This is a genomic window from Oscillatoria nigro-viridis PCC 7112 (assembly GCF_000317475.1).
GTDB lineage: Bacteria > Cyanobacteriota > Cyanobacteriia > Cyanobacteriales > Microcoleaceae > Microcoleus > Microcoleus nigroviridis.
In genome coordinates this window covers 99,003-119,728 of the sequence record NC_019731.1, presented here as the reverse complement: position 1 = coordinate 119,728, position 20,726 = coordinate 99,003, and the positions used below count along the sequence as shown (strand labels likewise).

Genomic DNA, 20,726 nt, shown 5'->3' with positions numbered 1-20,726 from the left:
TATTTCCTGTAACCGGGTGTCTGTCTGCATATCCTCGCCATTACGGTAAGGCGTTCGCTTCTGACACCATCCTCCCCTTCCGTACCCTGGTTTCCCAGAAGCTTTCATCTTGGTTGATTACTTGTTTATCGACCATTACAAGAGGTATTGGAAGGATTACTTCGTTCCTGACTGCCATTGTTTGAGACGTTAGGACGGTACTATCCACCGGGTTTATTGGTAGCGCTTGATGGTCTATAATGTAGTAGCCATCACCATATCCTGTGCCTTTTGGCTCCAGTCTGTCAGCCTTATTTGACTGGTTCGTAATAACGATGGTTCAGACGTACCTTTCTCTCGTATCCATAGTCTCTTGCTCGACGTATACCGGGTTAGGCTCCCAGTAAGAACGCCTTCTTACCCCGCTTTAGGGATTGATGACCAATCGCTACCCTAGGGGTAATGCTTTCAACTCTGCGCCTGAGTGGTAGGGCTTACACCTACATGGCAGTCAAGTTGTCAAGGTTCTGTTGGGATTACTCCCTTAGATTTACCTGGCTAGCCGTCCCAGAGTATTAATACTCATTTAGGCTAAACGAATCGCACACAAAACTTTACGTCATGTCCTCGGAATGCGCGTATCTCGGCTATACCCCTTGAAGAAAACATTATCTATGTAAACGGAATCGCCACCGTCTAAAGAAAAGGTTATTTTCGCTGGCTTACCTCGAAACTCTGCGATTTCTGAATCAGTGAGGTTTAACTTAAGTTGGAAGGTTTCAAATCCTTTTCTCCCCAACCCAATCTTATTTTCGATATCAGACTAGATATCCTTAGTATTCTGAATTTGATTGTTGGTACTGTCAATCAAAAAGTTTGCATCTTGTTTGGTAGTAATTGTCCGCCCTCCCACAAGGCTAACAGGGAAGTATGAAATTATGATAATGTCCTAAAAAGTTGTTATATAAGTACGAAAGAGCCAACTAATGATAATTGTACTATAATACAAGATGTAAACTAATTTAGACAATAATTATGAGTCTTCAAGAAATTGCCAAGGGACGCATCGCTGGAGCTGATATGATTCAACAGTATAGAGCCGGAGAGCGAAACTTTACAGGGATTGATTTAAAATACGCTCGTCTTCAGTGGCCTTGTTTCATTGATATCAATCTCAGCCAGGCCGATTTGAGATGGGTAGACTTTGAAATAGGGCGGACTCGCCTAATCAATGCCAATATGAGTGATGCCAATATGGAAAAAGTTTCTTTAGTATCGGCTTTCATGCTCAATGCGAACTTGAGAGGAGCCAATCTCAGAAACGCTAACTTAACTAATGCTGACCTAACTAATGCTGACCTAACTAATGCTGACCTAACTAATGCTGATTTAAGCGGTACCGAACTCATTGGAGCTAATCTAACAAAAGCTAATATTACTGATATTAAAACGACAAAAGATACTATTTTTTGTCAAACTATTATGCCTAATGGTCAAGTACAAACCGATTCTCACAGACTGACAGACGTTGGGGAATTTCTCAGACTTTATGATGAAGGTGAAAGAGAGTTTCGGAATCTAGTTTTGCATGAAGTCGATCTCAGTAATGTTACTTTATCGGGCGTTAATTTTTTATGGCAAACTCGCTTCAGTCACGTAAATTTGGTCGGCGCTAACTTGACTGATTGTAATTTTGGTGGCATTAAACGGATTATTTTTAGTGATTTGAAAAATACCCATTTAATTAACTGCGAATGGCGCAATCCTCAAATAATTTACTGCGATCTTAGAGGTGCATATTTGGGATTGGCTGATATGTATGCTCCCGAGTTTACAGGAAGTAATCTTGAGGGAATTCAAAATCTTTTTGGTGCTGAAGCAGATGTGTATTTTTGTAACACTACTTGGGTAACTGGAGAATTTATCCCTGGTCCAATAAATGCTACTGAACACTGGCGCGGAGAGATTAGAGAAAATGAATTTTAAATTTGAATAAGTTGTCGTAGGGGTTACATCTCTTTCAAAAAAATAGGACTTACGCAGCATTGAGAGAACACTAATGTTTTGAACATTTAGATACCTCCTCAATCTATTTAATAATAGTTCTGCGTAAATCCCAAGCAAGTTGGACTTAGGGAGGTGGAAACTGGAAATCGCTCTGTTGTTTAATTCGATTCCGAACATCTTCAGGAAGATTTGACAAAAAGTTAAAAACCTTGTCAGAACCCTGAGCATTCAGCAAATTTTCAAGCTGATTAATAGAAATCTTCCATGTGCTTGGTGTTCGCCATTGTTCGGCACTTGTTATAGGTTCGCGGTTTTCCCCTAACAGTTGATTAAGTGGATTCGGGACTGCTGGTTGCCCGTTCCAGTCCGTGTAAGGTTCTGGTATGTTGGGCGTAATATAGGTGTAACTGCCAAGAATATCTTGTACCCCAAGATTTGATTTGTTGGAAACCAAAATTGTTTTCCATGTCCACCCAGGAATGCGAATTCCGTTAGCTTCTAAATTTGTAGGATTTGTATTTCCCTGATTTTGCGCTTCCGTAAGTGCTTCAGGTGCTCTAGTTTTTGGCTGGATAGACCAATTCTGTGGTTTAGTATCAAAAACACCAGCAGTAATATCAAGTTTTTTGTTGTAATCAAAGATTAGCTGCTCAACTAATTTTGATTCAATTCTAGACCATGCAGGCGAAATGTCTGGGTTATTGCGGAACAGTCGGTTATTGTCTATTGCTTGCGGGATTAAGTTTGTGCTCATGTAGGTAGCAAGAGCATCTTTCTGGTTTCTATTTCTATCTTTATCAGGGACAAGATGACCTTTATCAAGTCCACTACCTTGATACATCGTCCCATCAATGCGAGACCAAGTTGGGAAGTTAGGGTTATTAGGTAAGTCGGGGTCAACGATAAATTGATCTCCAGTGCGACCGACGAATCGCTGACTCCAAGTATTGTCAACTTGCCAACTAACCCAGTTAGGTAATCCAGTAACAGCATTATAAGACGATGTGTACTGTGGCTTCTCAAGCAATAAATTGGTTTGATATGGATTTTGAGCAGGTTCGTCGATATTCCATCTAGCTTCAGTGGGATTACCAAAATTCAGAGAATCGCTCTTAAAGAAAACATTATCTAGGTAAACTGATTCACCCCCTTCTAATTCAAACTTCAAAGTAGCTGGTTGACCTCGATACTGTTTTGTGACATCATTGTTAGTTGGCAAATTCATCTGGAAAGTTTCAAAACCGTTTCGACCAAATCCTACTGCATTAAGGTTATTTAAGTAGGCGCTCGTAACCTGAGAAACATCAGTCATACTGTTAGGTATTTGAAGTCCTTTGCCCAGGTCTATTTCGTTTGTCTCTTTAAAATTACCATCAATTGTTTCGAGTGTAACACGCAGTTTACCACTAGCAACTGGGGCATGAACATCGAACCGCAAGTTCCCCCAATCGGGTACAACAAAAGGGTTGTGCGTAATGCTCTCATCTGATTTGAGAGCCAAAGCGTAATTGGTTGAACCCGAATTAGACCCGATCGCATTCACCAAGGATCTTTGCAACACAGACTTATCATCGCCATTGTACAAAGACCAACCAGGAAGGGGTTGCGAATCTAGTTTAGCCGCAATCGCATCAAAATTGCCATTAAAGAGCGTAGGAACTGCAAAATCACCCCGCATTGCAGGTATTGGGGTGTTATCTTCTGTCACTGAAACTCGCTTGCCTTCTAAATAATTTTTCCAACCGTTGGGGTAGCCGAACTCCTGAATCTCGTCTAGGCTAAACTTATATCCATCCAAATCATACGGGCGAAATTCAGAACCTCCCCCTAAAACAGAGTCGAACCAACCCGTACCAATTCCTTCCCAAGGAGCTTTAGTATCGCCCTGAGTAAAACTAGCATTAGTGTGCTCAGGAGTGTACCAAGTCTTAGTAACATCAGCAATATTATTTTGCTCCAAATCACCCAAGCGACGGTAAATTGTTTCGCCATTCTCCGAAGGAAACTGACTTTCATTGAGATTAGCAGTCCCCGCATACCAAGCCAAAGCAGCCCGATGGGAAGCACCTTCCCCATCATCCGGCGTAAAACCAGCCAGATTATTGAGTGAAACATTAAAACCAGAATTATAAAGTTTGTGAGGTTGAATTTCATCCACCAGGATACGATTGGGATGTAGTCTTGTCTGGCTCACGCTCTGCTATTATTAATATGTAAATATTTTATCTTAAAAAAAGTGATGAATAGCGAAGAATATCTCGAAGGGGAAGAAGAAACCGAAAAATTTATGCCGCTTCTATCCCTCTACGAACATCACCCAGAGATGGAAGGTCCGGAGGTTGTCAATTTGTACAAAGATGGATGGAGAGACTTTTCTGGAATGAATTTAGAAGGAATTGTTGTCCAAGGTGAATACCTGATCGATATCGATTTAAGTGGCTCTGATTTGCACTCAAGTATTTTCCAGGGGTGCGACCTGAGCGGTGCTAATTTAAGTGACACTAATCTAGAAAATGCTAATTTGAGGAGCACTTGCTTAGTGGAGGCAAATTTTAGCAAGGCTAATCTGACTAATGCTCAATTGAAGTATGCTGACCTGAGCGGTGCTAATTTGGAGAATACTAACTTAAACAATGTTAGCCTGGCTGAGACGAACCTAACTGGCACCAATTTTGTCTCGGCTCAATGGCAGAATATTGATACAGAATCTGCGTTGTTTTGTCATACTATTATGCCGGATGGCAGCTATAAAAGCGATCCAGTTAGAGTTCTTGAAACTCAAGAATTGCTACGGCGCTACGCTGCTGGAGAAAGAAGGTTTGAGGGCATAGTCTTGTATCGGGCCGATCTTAGAGGTGTGGATTTGCCTAACATTATTATGCCGAGTGCCCACTTTGCTAATGCTAACTTAAGCGGTGTCAATTTTCAAGAGTCCTGCTTGAAGAGAGTTAATTTTAGGGGGGCAAATTTGAGCGGTGCTAATCTGTGTATTGCTAACTTGAGAGGAGCAAATTTAAGCTATACCAATTTGAAAGATGCCAACTTATATGCAGAAATGTATGGTGTAGATTTTACAGAAGCTAACCTGAGTGGGGCTGAGCTTCTGTTCACGGAATCTGCATTCTTTCGTAACACTACCTTGCCCAACGGAGAAGTTATCATTGGTCCTAGTGAATATGCTTCTAATTGGAAAAGGTAGGGTTCTATTTGCCATCAATTTGATTTCTATAAATCATGGACGTGGCAAGTTTATATTTTGCTTGAGAGAATCTCGAATATCTCCAGGAATATTTGAAAACAGCTTAATATTTTTACCTTTAAGCAAGTTTTCCAGTTCTTCAAGACTAACTAACCAAGTGTTGGGGTCTCGCCATTCAGTCACATTTTTAATGGGAGATAAAACTCGATTTAATTGCAACCGCTCTCCAATTTCATAAAACGGGTGGACTATTCCTTGCTCCCCAGCATTAGCCCAGTCTAGCGCTGATGGTTCGGCTCTGTTAGGTGTAAGAAATGTGTAAATTTTGGTATTGCGATTAACATCAGGCACCCCTTGGCTAGGATGCTCTAAAACTAGATTTTTTTTCCATGTCCAGGTAGGAATGTTAATTCCTTGTTGCCGAAAAGCCTCAGAATTGGTAAGCCCTTGATACCTAGAATCGTTGGGGAGAGCGTTACTCTTTTTCTGTGGTTCCCAATTTGTGCCATAGGTACCCGCAACAACGTAAACTTGTTTACTACTTTCAGCTAAACCTGTTACTAACTGTTCTATATTGTACCATGCAGAGGCTTCGGCGGGATTATTAGGAGCGCTAAAAAACAGATTATTGTCAGCGTTTTGCGGGATTAAGTTGGTTCCTAAAAAAGTGGCTATGTTGTCTTTGGGATATCTTGTCCGATCTCCTGAAGGGATTATATGTCCTTTGTTAAATCCCAGACTTAACCCGTTATTATTTTCATAATTGCTACCACTAATTTGAGGCCAGCCATTAGGTAATGTAGGATCGGCGATGAAATCGTCAGCTTGGCGTTGTCCGCCAATCCATGATTTATTTACCTGCCAGCTTACCCAGTTGGGAGTTTTTGTCGTGCGATTGTAAGATGCTGTGTACTGCGGTTTTTCCAGTAACAAGTTTTCGCGATAGGGATTATTGTTTGGTTCTTCAGGACTGTACCTAGCTTCTGATGGATTGCCAAATTCAAGGTGACTACTCTTAAAGAAAACATCATCTAAATAAACTCTGGTATCTCCCTCAACTTCAAACCTCAATTTAGCGCTCTGACCTCGAAACTGATCTAGCTTACTGCTATCTACATGGAAAGTTTCAAACCCTCCTCTGCCAAAACCAATTTTGTCAATATCGCTTGCATATGTCTCTAGTTTATTTTCTGGATCTGCTGAGAGATTTATCTCTTTGAGAAGGTGACTGCCAGTACCAATAATTGGTTGCCCTTGCGAGTCTGTCTTTGGTGTAGTTTCCAGCCAGACCTTAAGTTTTCCACCACGGTTCTGAAACGGCGCGTGGAGGTTAAATCGCAAATCTCCCCATTCTGGCATCACAAAGTAGTTATGTACGATTTTCTTTGTCCCACCTACTCCCATTCTCAGGGCAAAATTAGGTCGAGCTACATCGTAGCTTATGGCATCTAAGTAACCGCTACCTATTAAGTCTTTTAAGCCGGGTGTGTTGGCTCTATTCTTTGCAACTTCCTCTCCGATGGTATACCAATCTACTAAGTGGGATTGTAAAACATCTTCAGATGAACCATTAAATAAAGACCAACCTGGGATAGTTTGAGCGCTTTTTCTGCCAGCTACAGCATCAAAATTCCCATTAAACAAAGTAGGAACTGCATAATCACCCCGCATCCTATCTGTGTAGGTATTATCCTCGTAAACCGAAACCCGATTCTTCTTCAAATAATCCTCAAAGTCACCCAACTCATTTTTAGTCTTCTTCCCACCATCAAAATAAGGCCGTAATTGAGAACCTCCCCCCAAAACAGAGTCGAACCAACCCGTACCAATTCCTTCCCAAGGAGCTTTAGTATCGCCCTGAGTAAAACTAGCATTAGTGTGCTCAGGAGTGTACCAAGTCTTAGTAACATCAGCAATATTATTTTGCTCCAAATCACCCAAGCGACGGTAAATTGTTTCGCCATTCTCCGAAGGAAACTGACTTTCATTGAGATTAGCAGTCCCCGCATACCAAGCCAAAGCAGCCCGATGGGAAGCACCTTCCCCATCATCCGGCGTAAAACCAGCCAGATTATTGAGTGAAACATTCCAATCAGATTTCCAGTTCGTTCCCGAAAGTTCCCGCCCGTTAATTGTATTCCCAATACCATTAGTTTGGTAGTAATTGTCAGCATAAGTGACATTATTCCAAACCTTAATTTCCGGATCTTGAATATTAAGGAAAGGTCCAGAAAAAGAATTATCATCGTAATCGTAAGGGTCAATAGTCGTCATCTGAAGGTCGCGATTTGCCAGACTCGTACCTCCAGCATTAGGTAAAAACGTACCCAATAAACTTTGGGTTTTTACTGTTTGTAACCAGCTACGTCTGCTCGCAGAGAAACCGTAAATTTTCTTCCCGCACTGAGTTGGTCTTGGGGTACTGCCTACTTGGCTGCTTCGGCTGGTTCATAAACAATTGTATTGTCTTGGTCGGGTAAAGGTTTTGTATGTTCTTTTCCGACGATAATAATTGGTGGAATTCCTTCAGGAAAGGCGCGACAAGTTGGAATACCGTTTATATACACGCGAAGATAGTGACGGCAGCCACGGCATCCTGCATATTCAGCCATTTGATTACTCCTCAACAACAACTACTTGTTTGGGGTCAAAAACTATATAGTATAGCATCATTTCTGGGCTTCTAGTCGCGATCGCATCATACCCCTGAGATTTGAGATCCTCTACATATCTAACCGTCCGCTCTGGTTCTTGTAGACCAGTTTCCTGACCGTAATTAGCTACCCGCTCATCAAATTCAGTTAAATCCTGATAAACTTTGGGGTTTTTTACGTTCAGCATAATCTTTAATATCGGACCCTGCGTTGGATTGCCATTCTCATCACTGCTAAAATCCTTAGCCCTCTCCTCCAGATTTGTCAAATAAAAACCTTCTCCGAAGAAACCTCTTGTGAACCTACCAGGATTTACACCAATATTCGTAATACTACTAGCACCCGCTGGGCTAGTTCCATGATAGAGCGTGCGTCCGCTGTAGTAGCTATTTTTTGTATATTCTTCAGCCTCAGCCAGAGTCATAGAAGGTTCCCACTTCTTGCCAAAAGAAATATCGTCAAGGTAAACAGTGCCGTCATTGATTTCAAACTTGAGTAAAGCTGCCTTACCGCGCAGTTCTTCCGGGAGATTTAGGTAGAAAGTTTCCAAGCCTTCAGTACCATAACCGATCTTGCGAATATTGCTGTCGAGCTCTGGACCAGAGCTATTTATTCCAGATACTCGCTCTAAATCGATAGTTCCTATTGACGTAAACTGTTCGTAACCAGCTACGTCTGCTCTCAGAGAAACCGTAATTTTTCTTCCCGCACCGAGTTGGTCTTCAGGTACGTGCAGGTCGAATTTCAAACTATCGTGTAAGCTGTTTTGATCGGGGACAAGAAATAGATTATGAATTATTTCTTTAGGTCCATCGGTTCCTCCCATCTTCAAGGTATAGTTTTTTCCCGCCAAACCCGGGTTTAATATTCTTTGCTCTTCAGTTAAAAAGGTATCAATCTCATCCCGTTCATGCAGATGTCTTTGCGACACATTAGGATTGTCGGATACACTTAAAGAGTTGTAAAAAGACCAGCCTGGAACACTCTGAGCTGTAAAACGTTTGCTGGCGTCAAAATTACCATTGAAAAGGGTGGGAACTGCATAGTCACCTCGCATCTTGTTACCTATAATTTCGTCTGTGTAGGTATTGTCCTCAGTTACGGGGACACGGTTACTTACGTTAGCATCATAGGGGCGTAATTGAGAGCCACCACCCAGTACCGAGTAAAACCAGCCAGTACCGATACCTTCCCAAGGAGCTTGCTGTTCGCCGTGAGTAAAATTAGCATCAGTATGGTCGGGTGTGTACCACGTAGGTGTAGTTGGATTGCCTGAACTATCTAGTTCCAGATCTCCAAGCCGACGGTAAATCCTCTCTCCATTCCTTGAGGGGAGTTGACTTCCGCTAAGGTTAGCTGTTCCTGCATACCAAGTTAGAGCTTGGTGAGGCCTTCCATCCGTGCTATTTTCAGTAAATCCAATCCGGCTCAAGCCATCAGAACCACCAAGGTGTACGTTCCAATCCGCCTCCGCAATTCGCCGACCAGCAGGGGTATTAATTGCCTGTGTATCTACAGCGGGAACGTCTTGATAATAGTTATCGGCATAGGTAACATTTTCCCAGATTCGCACTTCTGGATCGCGGAAGCTGTTTAAGGAGGTTACCGACTCATTTGGGTCGAAAGCATGAGGATCGATCGTTGTCATCTGGAGGTCGCGGTTTACAAGGCTAGTACCACCACCGAAGGGAAAATAACTCCCCAAACGCTGGACAATTTCATTGTTGATCGCTGCACCCTGACCAAACCCCATAAAGTGCATAGGTGAATTGAAAAGGGTGTTTACCAAATTTTGATTTAAAGCTACCAGTGAAGCAAAAAAGGCATCTGCGGCTGCCTCAGTAAAGCCAGAGTTAAATGCGGTTGCTTCTGGCGACTGTTCCCACCCAGGGATTAGTACCAGTGGTGCGCCCAATTTGTGACTTGGAGGGGAGAAGGTTGTGGAGCCATCAAAATTGAGCCATCCCCATTTGTTAGTGGCGTGATCGTAACGCATGACCAAACCATTTTCTTTAGTCAGGTGAGAAGCCATCTGCTCGAATTGGCGATCTATCAAATTAGGTTGAGATTCTAAGCCCCGCGTTAATACCGTAACGCTACTGAAAGTATTGCTACCAGTCATCGGAGCCGGCAGTAAAGTTTTAAACTGATTGGTAACAACTTTTCTTTCCCCTCCATTCGTCACAGCTTCCACAGCCCAATGATATTCCTGACCCGCCGTCAACATTCGGTCATTAGAAAGAGTAAACTCCTCAGAAGAACCAGCTTTAGTGCCGCCATCCCAAGTCCAGATACCATTGTTCCATTGAGCAGTCAGAACCCGATTCGGATTGTAATCTTGGTCGCCAGCCGAATTTAACCCATCCCACCTATCATCGGGCAACAAGCCCTTCCCTTGCGGAAAAACGCTTACATAAAGATTGACCTCCTCGACATCAGTATCAGGATTAAAACCAGGAAGACCGCATTCTTCACCGTCACCCTTCAAATCCCACTCAAAAGTAGGAGTTAGAGGATTGGTGTCACTTTCGCTAGTACCAATCGGCCCCTCTAATTCCAGCCAATTTTTTGTACTCGCGATTGCCAAACCTTTAGGATTTCCGCCGATACCAATGGGAGCGCGTTTCGTGCCATCCGGGACGCTAAACTCAAAGTTATTAATCCAATTTCCCCCCGTAATTTCGTAGTCGGCCGCAATACTGACAAGAGGGTTGATATCGTCAATGGGCACGCGGGCGAAGTCGGCTTGGGTCGCATTTCGCTCAGTGTCAGTCGCGAAACCAACGGTACCCACTCCCCTGTCTCGTGCGTCAAGCTTGTAATTGCCGGGATTCTCTATAGCCTTAATCATTTCCTGAACATCGAAAACGTAGGAACTTCCTCCCAAATTTGTGGTGGGATAGGAAGCAATCAAATATTTGCCGTCGCTCGAAAGCGCTAGGTTGTTAGTTAAGCTGTCGGGAATCGGTCGAGTCGCAGCCACCAATTGAGGATTGGGTCCCAGCGGGTCTTTGATAATGCCTATATTTCCACCCTCGCGCGTACCTATATTTGCCCTAGAGTTGCGGCCGGCAACAAACGCATATTTCCCGTCTGGCGTTACTGTTACAGCCACTGCCTCGTTGACATCAAAATAGTCATTAGCTAGGCCCAGCGACAGAGGAGCGTAGCTGACTTTAGCACTAAAGTTGAGGGGGTCATCAGACTCAATTTCGAGTACCCCAAAGCCCTGGCCGTCATTCTGAAGCTTGATCTGCTCCCCATTACTTATGGTGAGGACACTAGCAAATCCGTTGGTGAACACCATTTTCTTGGGGTCGGGAGTAGCAGCTATGCCCTCTGTCTCTGATGCGGTGGGAATTACTCCAATCTGCTGCTGCCACTTGCGATCGTTAGAACCCTCAGCCTTCGGTTTGTCGGCGGGGTCAATGTTGACAGCGTAAATGCGGCGGTTAGGTGTTTGTTCGTTATTGTCGGAACCTGTGGCAAACAGTCGCCGCCCGTCGCTGCTGATAGCCAACTGGCTCAATCCCAGCGGCGATGAGACGTTAACTGTCTGAACAACGGTATGATAAGTTGCCGAATTCGGATTGATGTCGAGAACGTAGATGTTGGGGCGATTTTGGTCGGCAATGTAAGCATAATTGTCTTTGGGGTCGATAACAATAGCTTGCGGTCTGGCTCCAGAGGGCAAGCTAATCGCATCTACAGTCGCCGTTTCAGGAGTAGTGTCTATCTCTCGCAGGGCTATCAAATCCACCACAGACACGCGGCCGGTGTCGCGCAGAGTCACGTAGCCGCGGGTAGCATTGTTGGTAGGCGCGATCGACTCCGGTCGGTCTGATGGGATATTGGGATTACCCACAGGAATGTTAATAGCAACCGCCAATTTATCGCTGGTCTGGGTTTCAACAGTTGATAAAGGGTCTTTGAGATTAATAACGTTGATTTTGTCGCCCGTGCGTTCGGTAACCAGCGCCAATTCAACGCAGGTAGGAGCGAGGCGGATATTTTCTTCACTTTCTAGTTCGACAATTTCGTAATCTCCAACGCCCAGTCCGAAGCGCTTTTTCTGCTTTCTCGACACTACAATACTGGATTCGCCGACGGGTACGGTAATCGGAATTTTGACAGCAATTTTGTAGCGATTTTCTCCTAAATCGGTGTTTTTCTCCGGCATCAAAATGGCGGGATAAGTTTTGTCGCCGACGCGGAAGCTGACAGTTAAATCCTCAAATTCACCGCCCAAATCATTGGAGTTATTCAGGAAATTGCTGCCTGTCAGGACGACGGTTGGGTCGCCATTTTCCAACTTAAATTCAGCGGATTGAAGCACTGGAGGTGCGAAGGGGTCTGCGGGGAATAATGTCGGTACATTTACAGTCGCTGTGACGCTGGGAATCCCTTCTGGGTCGAGTTCGACGCCTGCATCCGTGACTACAGGTAAACCGACTTGTGGAATGGCGATGACTTTCAATCCAGATTGCAGGTATTTAGCCAAGTAACCGAGGAGCAAGATTGTAGCGGCGAATTGGGCTCCAACGGCAGCAATACCGATTAAACCAACACTTGCTGCTAAAAAGCTGCTTTGGACACCGAAATTAGTTGCGAGGTTAATTGCCCGTGCGATTGTAGCCAGCGATCCCTTGCCTGCTTGCGATATACCGAGCTCGGTCAACTCTCCAACTGTAAGAGTCGAAACACCCGATTCCAGCGCGGTTGGCCATGCAAACATCGCATATTCGCCACTTGCCAAAACACCAGGAAATGGTGGGGAATTGGTTCGGATAATGCCGTTGGCATCGACTACTCCGGATTCTTGAATCAGCCAAGTTGGGTTTTCAATATTGTTAGCATCCGGCAGCGAACCTTTTCGCATGAATAAAATTTCGGTACCGGGAGATAAGCCGGCGGGGGCTGGAATTGCTAATTGAGCGGGCAATTTCAGAGATTCATCACCCAAGTCTAAATTGAAGCCTCCGGCAAACTGCAAACCGTCGGGAAGTTGTAGGGATAGAGCATTGCTGCTTAGAGATGTCAAGCTAATAGCTGTATTTTCGGCAAGAGCACCGGGCGGCACCATCACAATTGAACCGTCACTGCCAGAAACTGCACCGCCATTTACTCCTAAAATTGTTCCGGCGGCGGCAAGCAGGGAGACTCGTACTGGCACGACTTGTTCGGCTGCTCCGTGAATGACGGTGACGTTAGTAACTCCTTCTTCTAGGGCAGTAATAATGCCGTCTGAATTCACTTGCAATAAGTTGGAGTTTCCGGGGAAATAGCGAGTTCCTACTGAGCCGAATTTCAAATCGGGGGATTGGATGATATTTTCAATTCCGACTAACAGCGCTCGCCCCATTCCGGCTGTCATGGTGACTGCTTTGGGATAGACATTCAAACCGTTAATCTCGGCTAGTGCTCCATTGAATTCTGCATCGTTGGTGGGGGCTGGCAATTTTCCTACTCGCACCGCTGTTACTGCTTGCAGGTTGTTGCGACTCGCGCTCAAAATTGAAGTGCCGTTGACCAAACCTGTCACTTTCCCTGTTGGATCAATTGGTGCTACTTCTGGATTGAATGAAGTGTAAGTTAGATAAGAATCTGGCAGCACTACACCTTTTTGGTCGGCAAAATCTCCGAGCACAATCAATTCCGTATTTTCTCCTGCATTGAGGCTCGGATTTCGCTTCACAAAATCTAGATTCAGCAGGGGAACATCGCTGACGTTGACTGTCACCCGCGCGGGCGTTGAACTCCCAAAAGCGTCGCTGGCAAGGAAATCAAAGCTGGCAATTCCAGAGAAACCAGTTGCTGGTTTAAAGGATGCTTTGTTAGTTAAGGGATTGAAAATTACTGTGCCGTTTACTGGACCCTGGACGCTAATTGTTAGGGGGTCGCCCTCTGCATCTGTGGCAAGATTTTCTAATGAAATAGTTGTCTCTAATTCTGTATAAGTCCGAGCGCTTGTCGGTGAAACAACGGGCGGATTGTTGTCAGAATTCGGGGGATTGGCTTCGGCGAGCAATTGCTGTCCTAGAGTCGTATTGCGCCATTCTCTGTCAGGATTGATGACTGTATCTAGCAGCGGTGCGTTTCCGGTTGCGCCACTAATTTTAAAGATTAGGTCATTGTAATCTCTGTCCGAGTTAGGAGGCGACATATCTTCCAGGGCGAAGGTGTTGCCGGTGCCGGTAATGTCGGCTATTTGTAGCAGATGAGCGGTATCGTTGGGATTGGCTGTAGCGATACTGAATAAGGGGCGGTTTTCGGGGAACCAATTTCCCGAATATGAGGATTCGAGGGATGACTGCACTGTACCGTTGGGGACTAACATGACGGCAAAGGTGTCGCCTGGAGTCATGTTGAAAGTTTTGATACCCTGATATTCGCCGCTGTCCCAGTCTCCTTCGAACGGCATCGCACCGGTGAATTTGGCTCCTTCTGTAGCGTCGCTAATTACAATGTGTCCGTCGGTGGAATTGCTTAAAACTCTACGGGATGCTTCGGCAATGAATTCTGGAGTTCCGGGTATAAATGCGGACATTCCCGCCAGGCTGAAAATACCGAGTTCGCCTTCGTAGCCGCCGCCGTCAAATACATAGTCGAATCTGACTTTTCCTTGGTTATCTACAAGGAAAGTACCGGGGATTGGTAAATTGGCTGTTGTTGTTATTGATAAATTTCTTGGGGGATTGGTATTGGTTTGGAAGTTGCCGGTACTCTGTGTGGAATTGGGTTGAGTGTCTGCAATATTGTCTGAGAAGAGAGCAGATTTTTCGGTTACTGACGCTAGCAAACCGCTGGTTATCTCTGCGGATTCCGGCGCAATTTCAGTATCAGAATCCGCAGGTAGAACAGCGACAGTTTCTATTGGATTTGAATTGCTATTATAATTGTTTGAAGTCGGTTCGGGTGGGGATTTAAGAGTTGAGGGTGCAACGGTTGTTTCGACTTCGGCTTCAGTTATCTGTGTCGTAACTGCTGCTGTCTCTGATGGAGTTGAGAATAGTGCTGGTATTGAATTATTATCGGTTTGTATGTGTTGATTCGAGTTGGAAAATAGCGAGTCTGATTCGAGAGAATTAACAGTAATAGCTGGGGTTTGATCGGTTTCAAGTTTTGCTATGAAGGCAACAGTAATATCCAGTTTTATTGTACCAGCAGTGAATTCTGCGGGAGCTAGCGAATCTGTTTTTGTTGGGAATTGTTCGGTTTCTAATTCTGCTGTTATTTCAGCGACAGGGATATTATGTTCAACCGTATCATCCGCTTCGGGTACGGCAATAATTGACTCGTTTTTTGTGGGCAGTTGTTCGGTTTCAAGTTCTCCTGTTATTTGAGCGACAGGGATGTCCAGAACCACCGTACCAGAATTGATTTCTGCGGTAATAATCGACTTGTTTTTGTTGGTAATTCTTCGGATGCGGTAGAAACATTGGAGTGGGTTTCTTTTGGTGATTGTTCGCCAACATTAGAGACAAGCGAGTCTGTTTTGGCAGGAGATTGTGACGCAAGTGGAGCGATAACTGACTCTGTTTCTGCGGGGGGTTGAGAAATGCTTGCAGTTGCAGTTTGGTCGGTTTTTATTGATTCAGCATCTGCTGATTGATTGACAATAGATTCTGTTTGAACTGGCTGTTTAAGTTCCGAAACTGAGTCAGTATTGTTCGGAGATTTTTCTGGGGTTTGAACTGCTGTCGCTGTCGTCACCGCTACATTTTCACTGGCTGCTGTTTTTGGTATTGCAGCAGGTTCGGTTTTTAATGGGTCAACTTTTTCTGAATCATTCTGTTTGTCAGTTAAAGCTTGACTGGCAGTTTGTACTGGGTTTGTGGAATCGGTTGAGTTGACTTCTGGGTTGATATTAGTGTCAGGTAAAACAGGGTTAGATGCGGGTGGAATTAATGGGGCTGTTGGGGGCTGTGTTGTCAGCGGTTCTTGAGAATTTGAACTGGGTTTTTCGGTCGGTATTGCATCGACTGTTGGGGATTTTTTGTCTGAGTCTATCAGGGTGCTAGCTTCGGCAAGTGGAAGCTGTTTGTCTGAGTTTTTTGTTTCTGAAGTTGAAGGAATTGGAGCTGTTTTATCGGAGTCTATTTTGTCGGAAACTTCGGCAGTACGAGATGGTTCGCCTGAGTTGGTTTTCTCCACAATTGTGGAGTTTTGAGATTGCTTGTCTGAGTCTATCTTGTCGTCAGCTTTGGCAACTGGGGACTGTTTGTCTGTAGAGGTTTTATCGGTTGAGGGTATGTTTGGGCTAGCCGCAATAGTTTCGGTTAAATTTGTTACTGCAATAGTTTCGGATTTTTCTGATGAAGTTGTACTGCGATCTGGTATTATGTTTGATGCAGTTGCAGGTGATGTTTTGTTGGGTTCTGATTCGCTTTTGAGTGTAGCCTCTGACGATAAGGGTGTTTTTATATCTTCGGGTTTTGAACTTGTTTCAGGGGTTGCGGGTAATTGTGTTTTGGGAGAAGCTTTTTCGCTCGTTGTGGATGTAGTTATAACGGGTGAGGTTATTGGATTCGGGTTGGTCAGGGAATCTCCTGAGTCTGAGTCGAATTTGCCAATTAGGGGGTCAATTTCAGAATTTGCTGCATCTCTGGGGTTGCTGTTAGTTCTGAGCTCGCTGATGGTAGCAGAAGATATGCTGTGAATATCGGAGGCTTTGTTAGTAATAAAAGCATCGGTTTCGGCTCGACTGAATTCGGATTGTGGCGGCTTTGCGGTTTCTATTAAGTTAGGTTGTTCGGAGTTTTCAGAAGAGCCGGGAGTTTGATATAATAAGGTTTTGTGAGTCGGAATTCCCGGCAGTTGTGGGGCGAAAGTTGGGGCAAGTCCGGGAATTAAGGATTCCACTTCTATTAAAGGTTCTCCAATCGGGTCTGTTAAAGGCACTCGCTTGCACTCCTGATTTGAGGGTTAAATAATAGTTTTGGTAAGCTTGGATGCGTCACTTATCTTTTTGAGGAGATGCGAGTTGCAATTATGTTACCCGCTTTGGTCGAGTCGCCTGTTTGAATGGAGTTATAAGGCGAATCCGTACTCCTTAAACGACTGTAGCCCGCCTTCGCTATTGTTACTCGCTTTCGCTATTTATTGAGTCCTAGACTCAATTTATTCAGTCTTAGGCTCAATTTATTCAGTCCTAGACTCAATTTATTGAGTCCTAAACTCAATTTATTCAGGACTCGATTCAACGGGTCAATTTTGACACTATTTGTAGTGGTAAGGCGGGGAGCGGCGCATCATACAAGTAGAGTCTATGCGTCCAGGACTATTATTATTGATTGTTTGCTTGATGTTCGAGTTCTCAAACTGCCTGTTGTAGGGTTGACAGTCAAGGTAGGGGTTGCAAAACTTGTATTTTTGCTACTTTTTTGGGGAAAAGGCAATCGGAACGGCTTTGTTAAAGTCATGGCTGCACCCTTGATTTTTAATTGATTGATTTGGCGTTGAGCAAGTTCGAGGAATCTTTACTTACGCTTATTCCTACGACTGCGCTCGACTTGTTGCTCGTCCTTATTATCGGCTAGACTCGATTATAAATATATTAGTTACAATACTGAACTTTATAGTTTTTGCTGCTGCGAGTCAGAAAATAATTCTGTATATTTACTGAGAGTTGTTTGACTTATGTTAAGTCTTTATAAAAGTAACTGTTTTCCTGCGCGAAAATACTTAAATCAGGCCGGAAAATACTTAAATTAACTTTTCCACTCCAAGCTTCCTCTAGCTCGTTTCCTCTCGCTCGGCAGCACCGCTTGGAAAGTCATTCACTGCTCGGACACCCGACTCGACTCCGGGCAAGTCCAGCAGTGGCGGCGGTGTCAGCAACCTGACTCTCAACTAGAGCGAATTTTCTACCCGGGAGCGATAGCTCAAGAAGAGGCATCCTCGGTTCGTGGAGAGCGGGTGTCGGAAGAATGCAGCATACCGAACGGCGCTCTACGATCTCTAGCTACAAACACTTTCCTCAGAGAGCGGTATTTGGGAAATTTGGCTATCGCTATTTTTGGGGAGCGATAGCAGCGTACTTCCCCGAACAACTGATGGGGCGTTAACAGATGTTGAAGAGCAATACAGTAATGCAGTTTGAACCGGGCAAATTCTGCCGCGCCGACAACCGCCACCACATCGGCTGTTGTGACAGTTGTCGGCGTCGATCGCCTCCACAAAAGTCGCCACAACAACTGCCTGAGCAATGTGAGCGATCGGTACAGCCGAAGAGCGGGTAAAAATTAAGCGCCTTGACATCTAGGATGCCCCATTCATAAAGGTGCATTATTTTTTGTCAACACGAATTAGTCAGGGTTTGCGATCGCAAAAACATTGCTTGCTACCGAGAGAGAACAGCCATAACCAGTCCCAACAGGTCACGACACGAACAGCACAAAAAAGCAGTAATTTGACCGAAAATTTCAGGCATTTGCAGGATATTTGCAGGTAAATGCAGGTAAAGTGCAGTTCCTGCAAATACCTGCTTTCCGCCTGACTTTATACTGCACTTGCCTGACTTTATACTGCACTTGCCTGACTTTAGCGCTCCGCAACAATTAGCTAATTTTTTAGCGTTTTTAACAACAAGTGGATTGACTTAATAGTCAAGTTGTGGTGTCAGAATTGAATTAAAAATCAAGTTGAGCAAGTGTGAGAAAATTGGCAGGCAGCTAAAATTTATGAAGCGATTTTGTAGCGTAGTACCCACTATGCCAGCAATAAAGTTGAGGCTGGACTATCTGGTTTTTGCGTTCCGAGCCGGGCTGTTTGCGAGTGTAAGGCTTACCTCGATCGAGTGTCCGCTGCTGTCTATTGCTAGCAGTTAACTACTAAACTACCATCGCCAGCCTTTCAATTCTTTGCAAGAGCAAGCGAGTGCGACCTGAATTTTTAGCAACGGGTGAGAGGAAAGCAGGCGCGATGGAGCACAGATTTTCCAGCTCGGCTCGAAACCATCCTGATAAAAATGCTTTCACTTCATAGTCAGCTTGTTGCACTTCCTTGAACAAACTCGAACGCCCGTCAACCAATGCCACGATGTCTTCAATATCAGAACTAAAATAAAAGTTACCCCCGCCTCTACCCATGAAAGCTTCTATTTTGGAAGCTAGAAGGTAAGGCGTTGAAAAAATTAGGATTTGCCTACCACTTGGAAGTTGGTAGCGAATAGAGTTAGCAATGCCCGGCCTGTACCAGCGATTGGAAAACCCTAATACAGAGGAGTCGCACGGCATGACATCAATGGAAATGCCCTCGTACTGCCAGCGACATAGGGGTGCGCCTGATTCTGTACTCTCTTGAAGCCCAAGGGTTCGCAACAAGTTCGAGAAGTTGTAATATTCAGCTCTGGACGTGATTTCCACAACACAATCAACATCATCGGTAGGTCGAATGTCAGGAGCAGCCACTTCGTCCAGATACAGGGATATCGTTGCTCCTCCTGTGAAGACGATGGTAGTGCGTACTTGAGAGAGTACCCTGGCAACTATTTCCAGCATGAGTATCTGCGGGTTCATAGAGCGACGATCCTCTTTTCAAGTTCGCTAGCGGCTAAACGTTGCTCCCGCACCCGACCAACTCGAATAGCGTCAATCAAGCTGAGCAAGGCATAAAGTTTTGGATCGTTACTGGCAGCTTGGGGGACTGAACGGTACAGAGGCGCGATTGCCTGCCCTCTCACGATACCTTGAGGGTCAGGCCAGACGTAAACCTCAGACGGTGAGGCAACCAGCTTGCTTTTCAACGGCTCAGCAGAATGTGCAGTTGGCAGTCCCCGCGAGAGGGGGCCTGGCTGGGCGTAGAATACATAGCGCAACCCGTGAACCAAGAATTCCAACACCGCTTGCTTCAAAATTTTCCGCTCGGAGCCATAATACAGACCGGCAGCTTCAGAACGCTCAAGGGCAGCATGAACTTCTGATGCGCTCATGCCCAAGCTTTGAGCGAGAGAACTGTACGTCCAGTTCGTTGAATCCCAACTGTGGACTTTGAGTATTGCAAGGATATCTTGGGGTTTTAGCATAGCGGATGAGCAAGCGCATTGTTTCCTTGTTTCCTTTATTCTACATTCGCGAATAGCGAATAATCTAGGTATGGCGACTTTAATTGACTGCGAGGCGCTCGTTGAAGGGCAATCGCCATGAGTTGCGAATACAGCGCTCGCCCCGGTTGCTTGAAGCTGTTGTAGGTAGGAGCGATCGCACTATAAGTTTCAGAAAACTTAGCCACAACTTTCCTTTACCGATATAAATATATCGCTGAACATTGCTATTGCTACGACTCATTCCTGCTTTTTGTGCAAGCTTCCTCTCTGGCATAAGTTTGAGTTCTCATGCGTTTTTTGCTACGAATAAGCCCCAAAATTCAGCTAAGAATTAAGTTGAGTTTGCACAAGTTTACTCGCACATTCTCATAAAAAACAGCAAAAAACGCATGAAAACGCATGAAAAGTCAGCCCCAAAAAGTTAATTTTGAGGTTTTTTCCTGTCCCGGTACACTTAATATCAATTTAATAATTTAACAGCAAGCTCTACACTCCTATTTTAAGCAAATGTAGCAGAGGCAAGCTAACAACTGTAGCATTTTTAGCAAGCTGTACTTTCACAATTGAGCAAGCAGAACTAATAGAATAGGCTGTTAAGATGGCCTAAAAGATTGCCGCCTCGGAACTCGGTTGAGTCAGCTATTGCATATTAATGTATCGGAACAATAGCGGTAACGTTTTTCTCTTCTTGAGTTGCAGTTCAGTTTGTTTGGTAGATTGAATGCAGTGCTACCGCACTTTTGTACAAAAAAGCGAAGTGCCTCAATATTTTTTTGCTGCCAGAATGCTAATAGCATTACTTTGGCAACCCAGCAAATTTTGTAGTCAAAGGAAAAGCGAG

General features: G+C 44.5%; 11 protein-coding genes. 2 read left to right on the top strand and 9 right to left on the bottom strand.

Annotation, left to right across the window (positions count from 1 at the left end; translation table 11 throughout):
* Positions 1-1,014: 1,014 nt before the first annotated feature.
* Positions 1,015-1,965 carry a pentapeptide repeat-containing protein gene (locus OSC7112_RS35025; RefSeq protein ID WP_015179875.1) on the top strand — a complete coding sequence of 317 codons (951 nt, stop codon included), beginning with the start codon at positions 1,015-1,017 and terminating at the stop codon, positions 1,963-1,965.
* A 145-nt stretch (positions 1,966-2,110) separates the two neighbouring features.
* Here the strand turns inward: OSC7112_RS35025 and OSC7112_RS35020 are convergent, their stop codons facing one another.
* Positions 2,111-4,180 carry a DNA/RNA non-specific endonuclease gene (locus OSC7112_RS35020; protein WP_015179874.1) on the bottom strand — a complete coding sequence of 690 codons (2,070 nt, stop codon included), beginning with the start codon at positions 4,178-4,180 and terminating at the stop codon, positions 2,111-2,113.
* Between the two features lie 45 nt (positions 4,181-4,225).
* On the opposite strand from OSC7112_RS35020, the gene OSC7112_RS33695 reads away from it, so the two are divergent.
* Positions 4,226-5,185, top strand: a complete 960-nt coding sequence (locus OSC7112_RS33695; RefSeq protein WP_015179873.1) for a pentapeptide repeat-containing protein — start codon at positions 4,226-4,228, stop codon at positions 5,183-5,185.
* Between the two features lie 33 nt (positions 5,186-5,218).
* Here the strand turns inward: OSC7112_RS33695 and OSC7112_RS33690 are convergent, their stop codons facing one another.
* The 8 genes from OSC7112_RS33690 to OSC7112_RS40565 form a co-directional block, all read right to left on the bottom strand.
* Entirely contained in the window at positions 5,219-7,516 is a 2,298-nt protein-coding gene (locus tag OSC7112_RS33690; protein ID WP_223300947.1) for a DNA/RNA non-specific endonuclease, read from the bottom strand.
* A gap of 95 nt (positions 7,517-7,611) precedes the next feature.
* Positions 7,612-7,797: a hypothetical protein gene (locus tag OSC7112_RS33685; protein ID WP_015179871.1), complete on the bottom strand. Its 186-nt coding sequence runs from the start codon at positions 7,795-7,797 to the stop codon at positions 7,612-7,614.
* Between the two features lie 4 nt (positions 7,798-7,801).
* Positions 7,802-15,205 (bottom strand): DUF4114 domain-containing protein, encoded by a 7,404-nt coding sequence (locus OSC7112_RS33680; protein ID WP_015179870.1) that lies wholly within the window; start codon positions 15,203-15,205, stop codon positions 7,802-7,804.
* Positions 15,175-16,740, bottom strand: a complete 1,566-nt coding sequence (locus OSC7112_RS41520; RefSeq protein ID WP_015179869.1) for a hypothetical protein — start codon at positions 16,738-16,740, stop codon at positions 15,175-15,177. The genes OSC7112_RS33680 and OSC7112_RS41520 overlap by 31 nt, the downstream gene beginning before the upstream one ends.
* Positions 16,741-17,799: 1,059 nt before the next feature.
* Positions 17,800-18,099: a hypothetical protein gene (locus OSC7112_RS33665; protein ID WP_015179814.1), complete on the bottom strand. Its 300-nt coding sequence runs from the start codon at positions 18,097-18,099 to the stop codon at positions 17,800-17,802.
* Positions 18,100-18,671: 572 nt separating this feature from the next.
* Positions 18,672-19,358 carry a hypothetical protein gene (locus tag OSC7112_RS33660; protein WP_015179868.1) on the bottom strand — a complete coding sequence of 229 codons (687 nt, stop codon included), beginning with the start codon at positions 19,356-19,358 and terminating at the stop codon, positions 18,672-18,674.
* Positions 19,355-19,864, bottom strand: a complete 510-nt coding sequence (locus OSC7112_RS33655; RefSeq protein ID WP_015179867.1) for a hypothetical protein — start codon at positions 19,862-19,864, stop codon at positions 19,355-19,357. Before OSC7112_RS33655 ends, OSC7112_RS33660 begins: the two co-directional genes overlap by 4 nt.
* A 35-nt stretch (positions 19,865-19,899) precedes the next feature.
* Positions 19,900-20,070 carry a hypothetical protein gene (locus tag OSC7112_RS40565; RefSeq protein WP_190274479.1) on the bottom strand — a complete coding sequence of 57 codons (171 nt, stop codon included), beginning with the start codon at positions 20,068-20,070 and terminating at the stop codon, positions 19,900-19,902.
* Between the last annotated feature and the right edge of the window lie 656 nt (positions 20,071-20,726).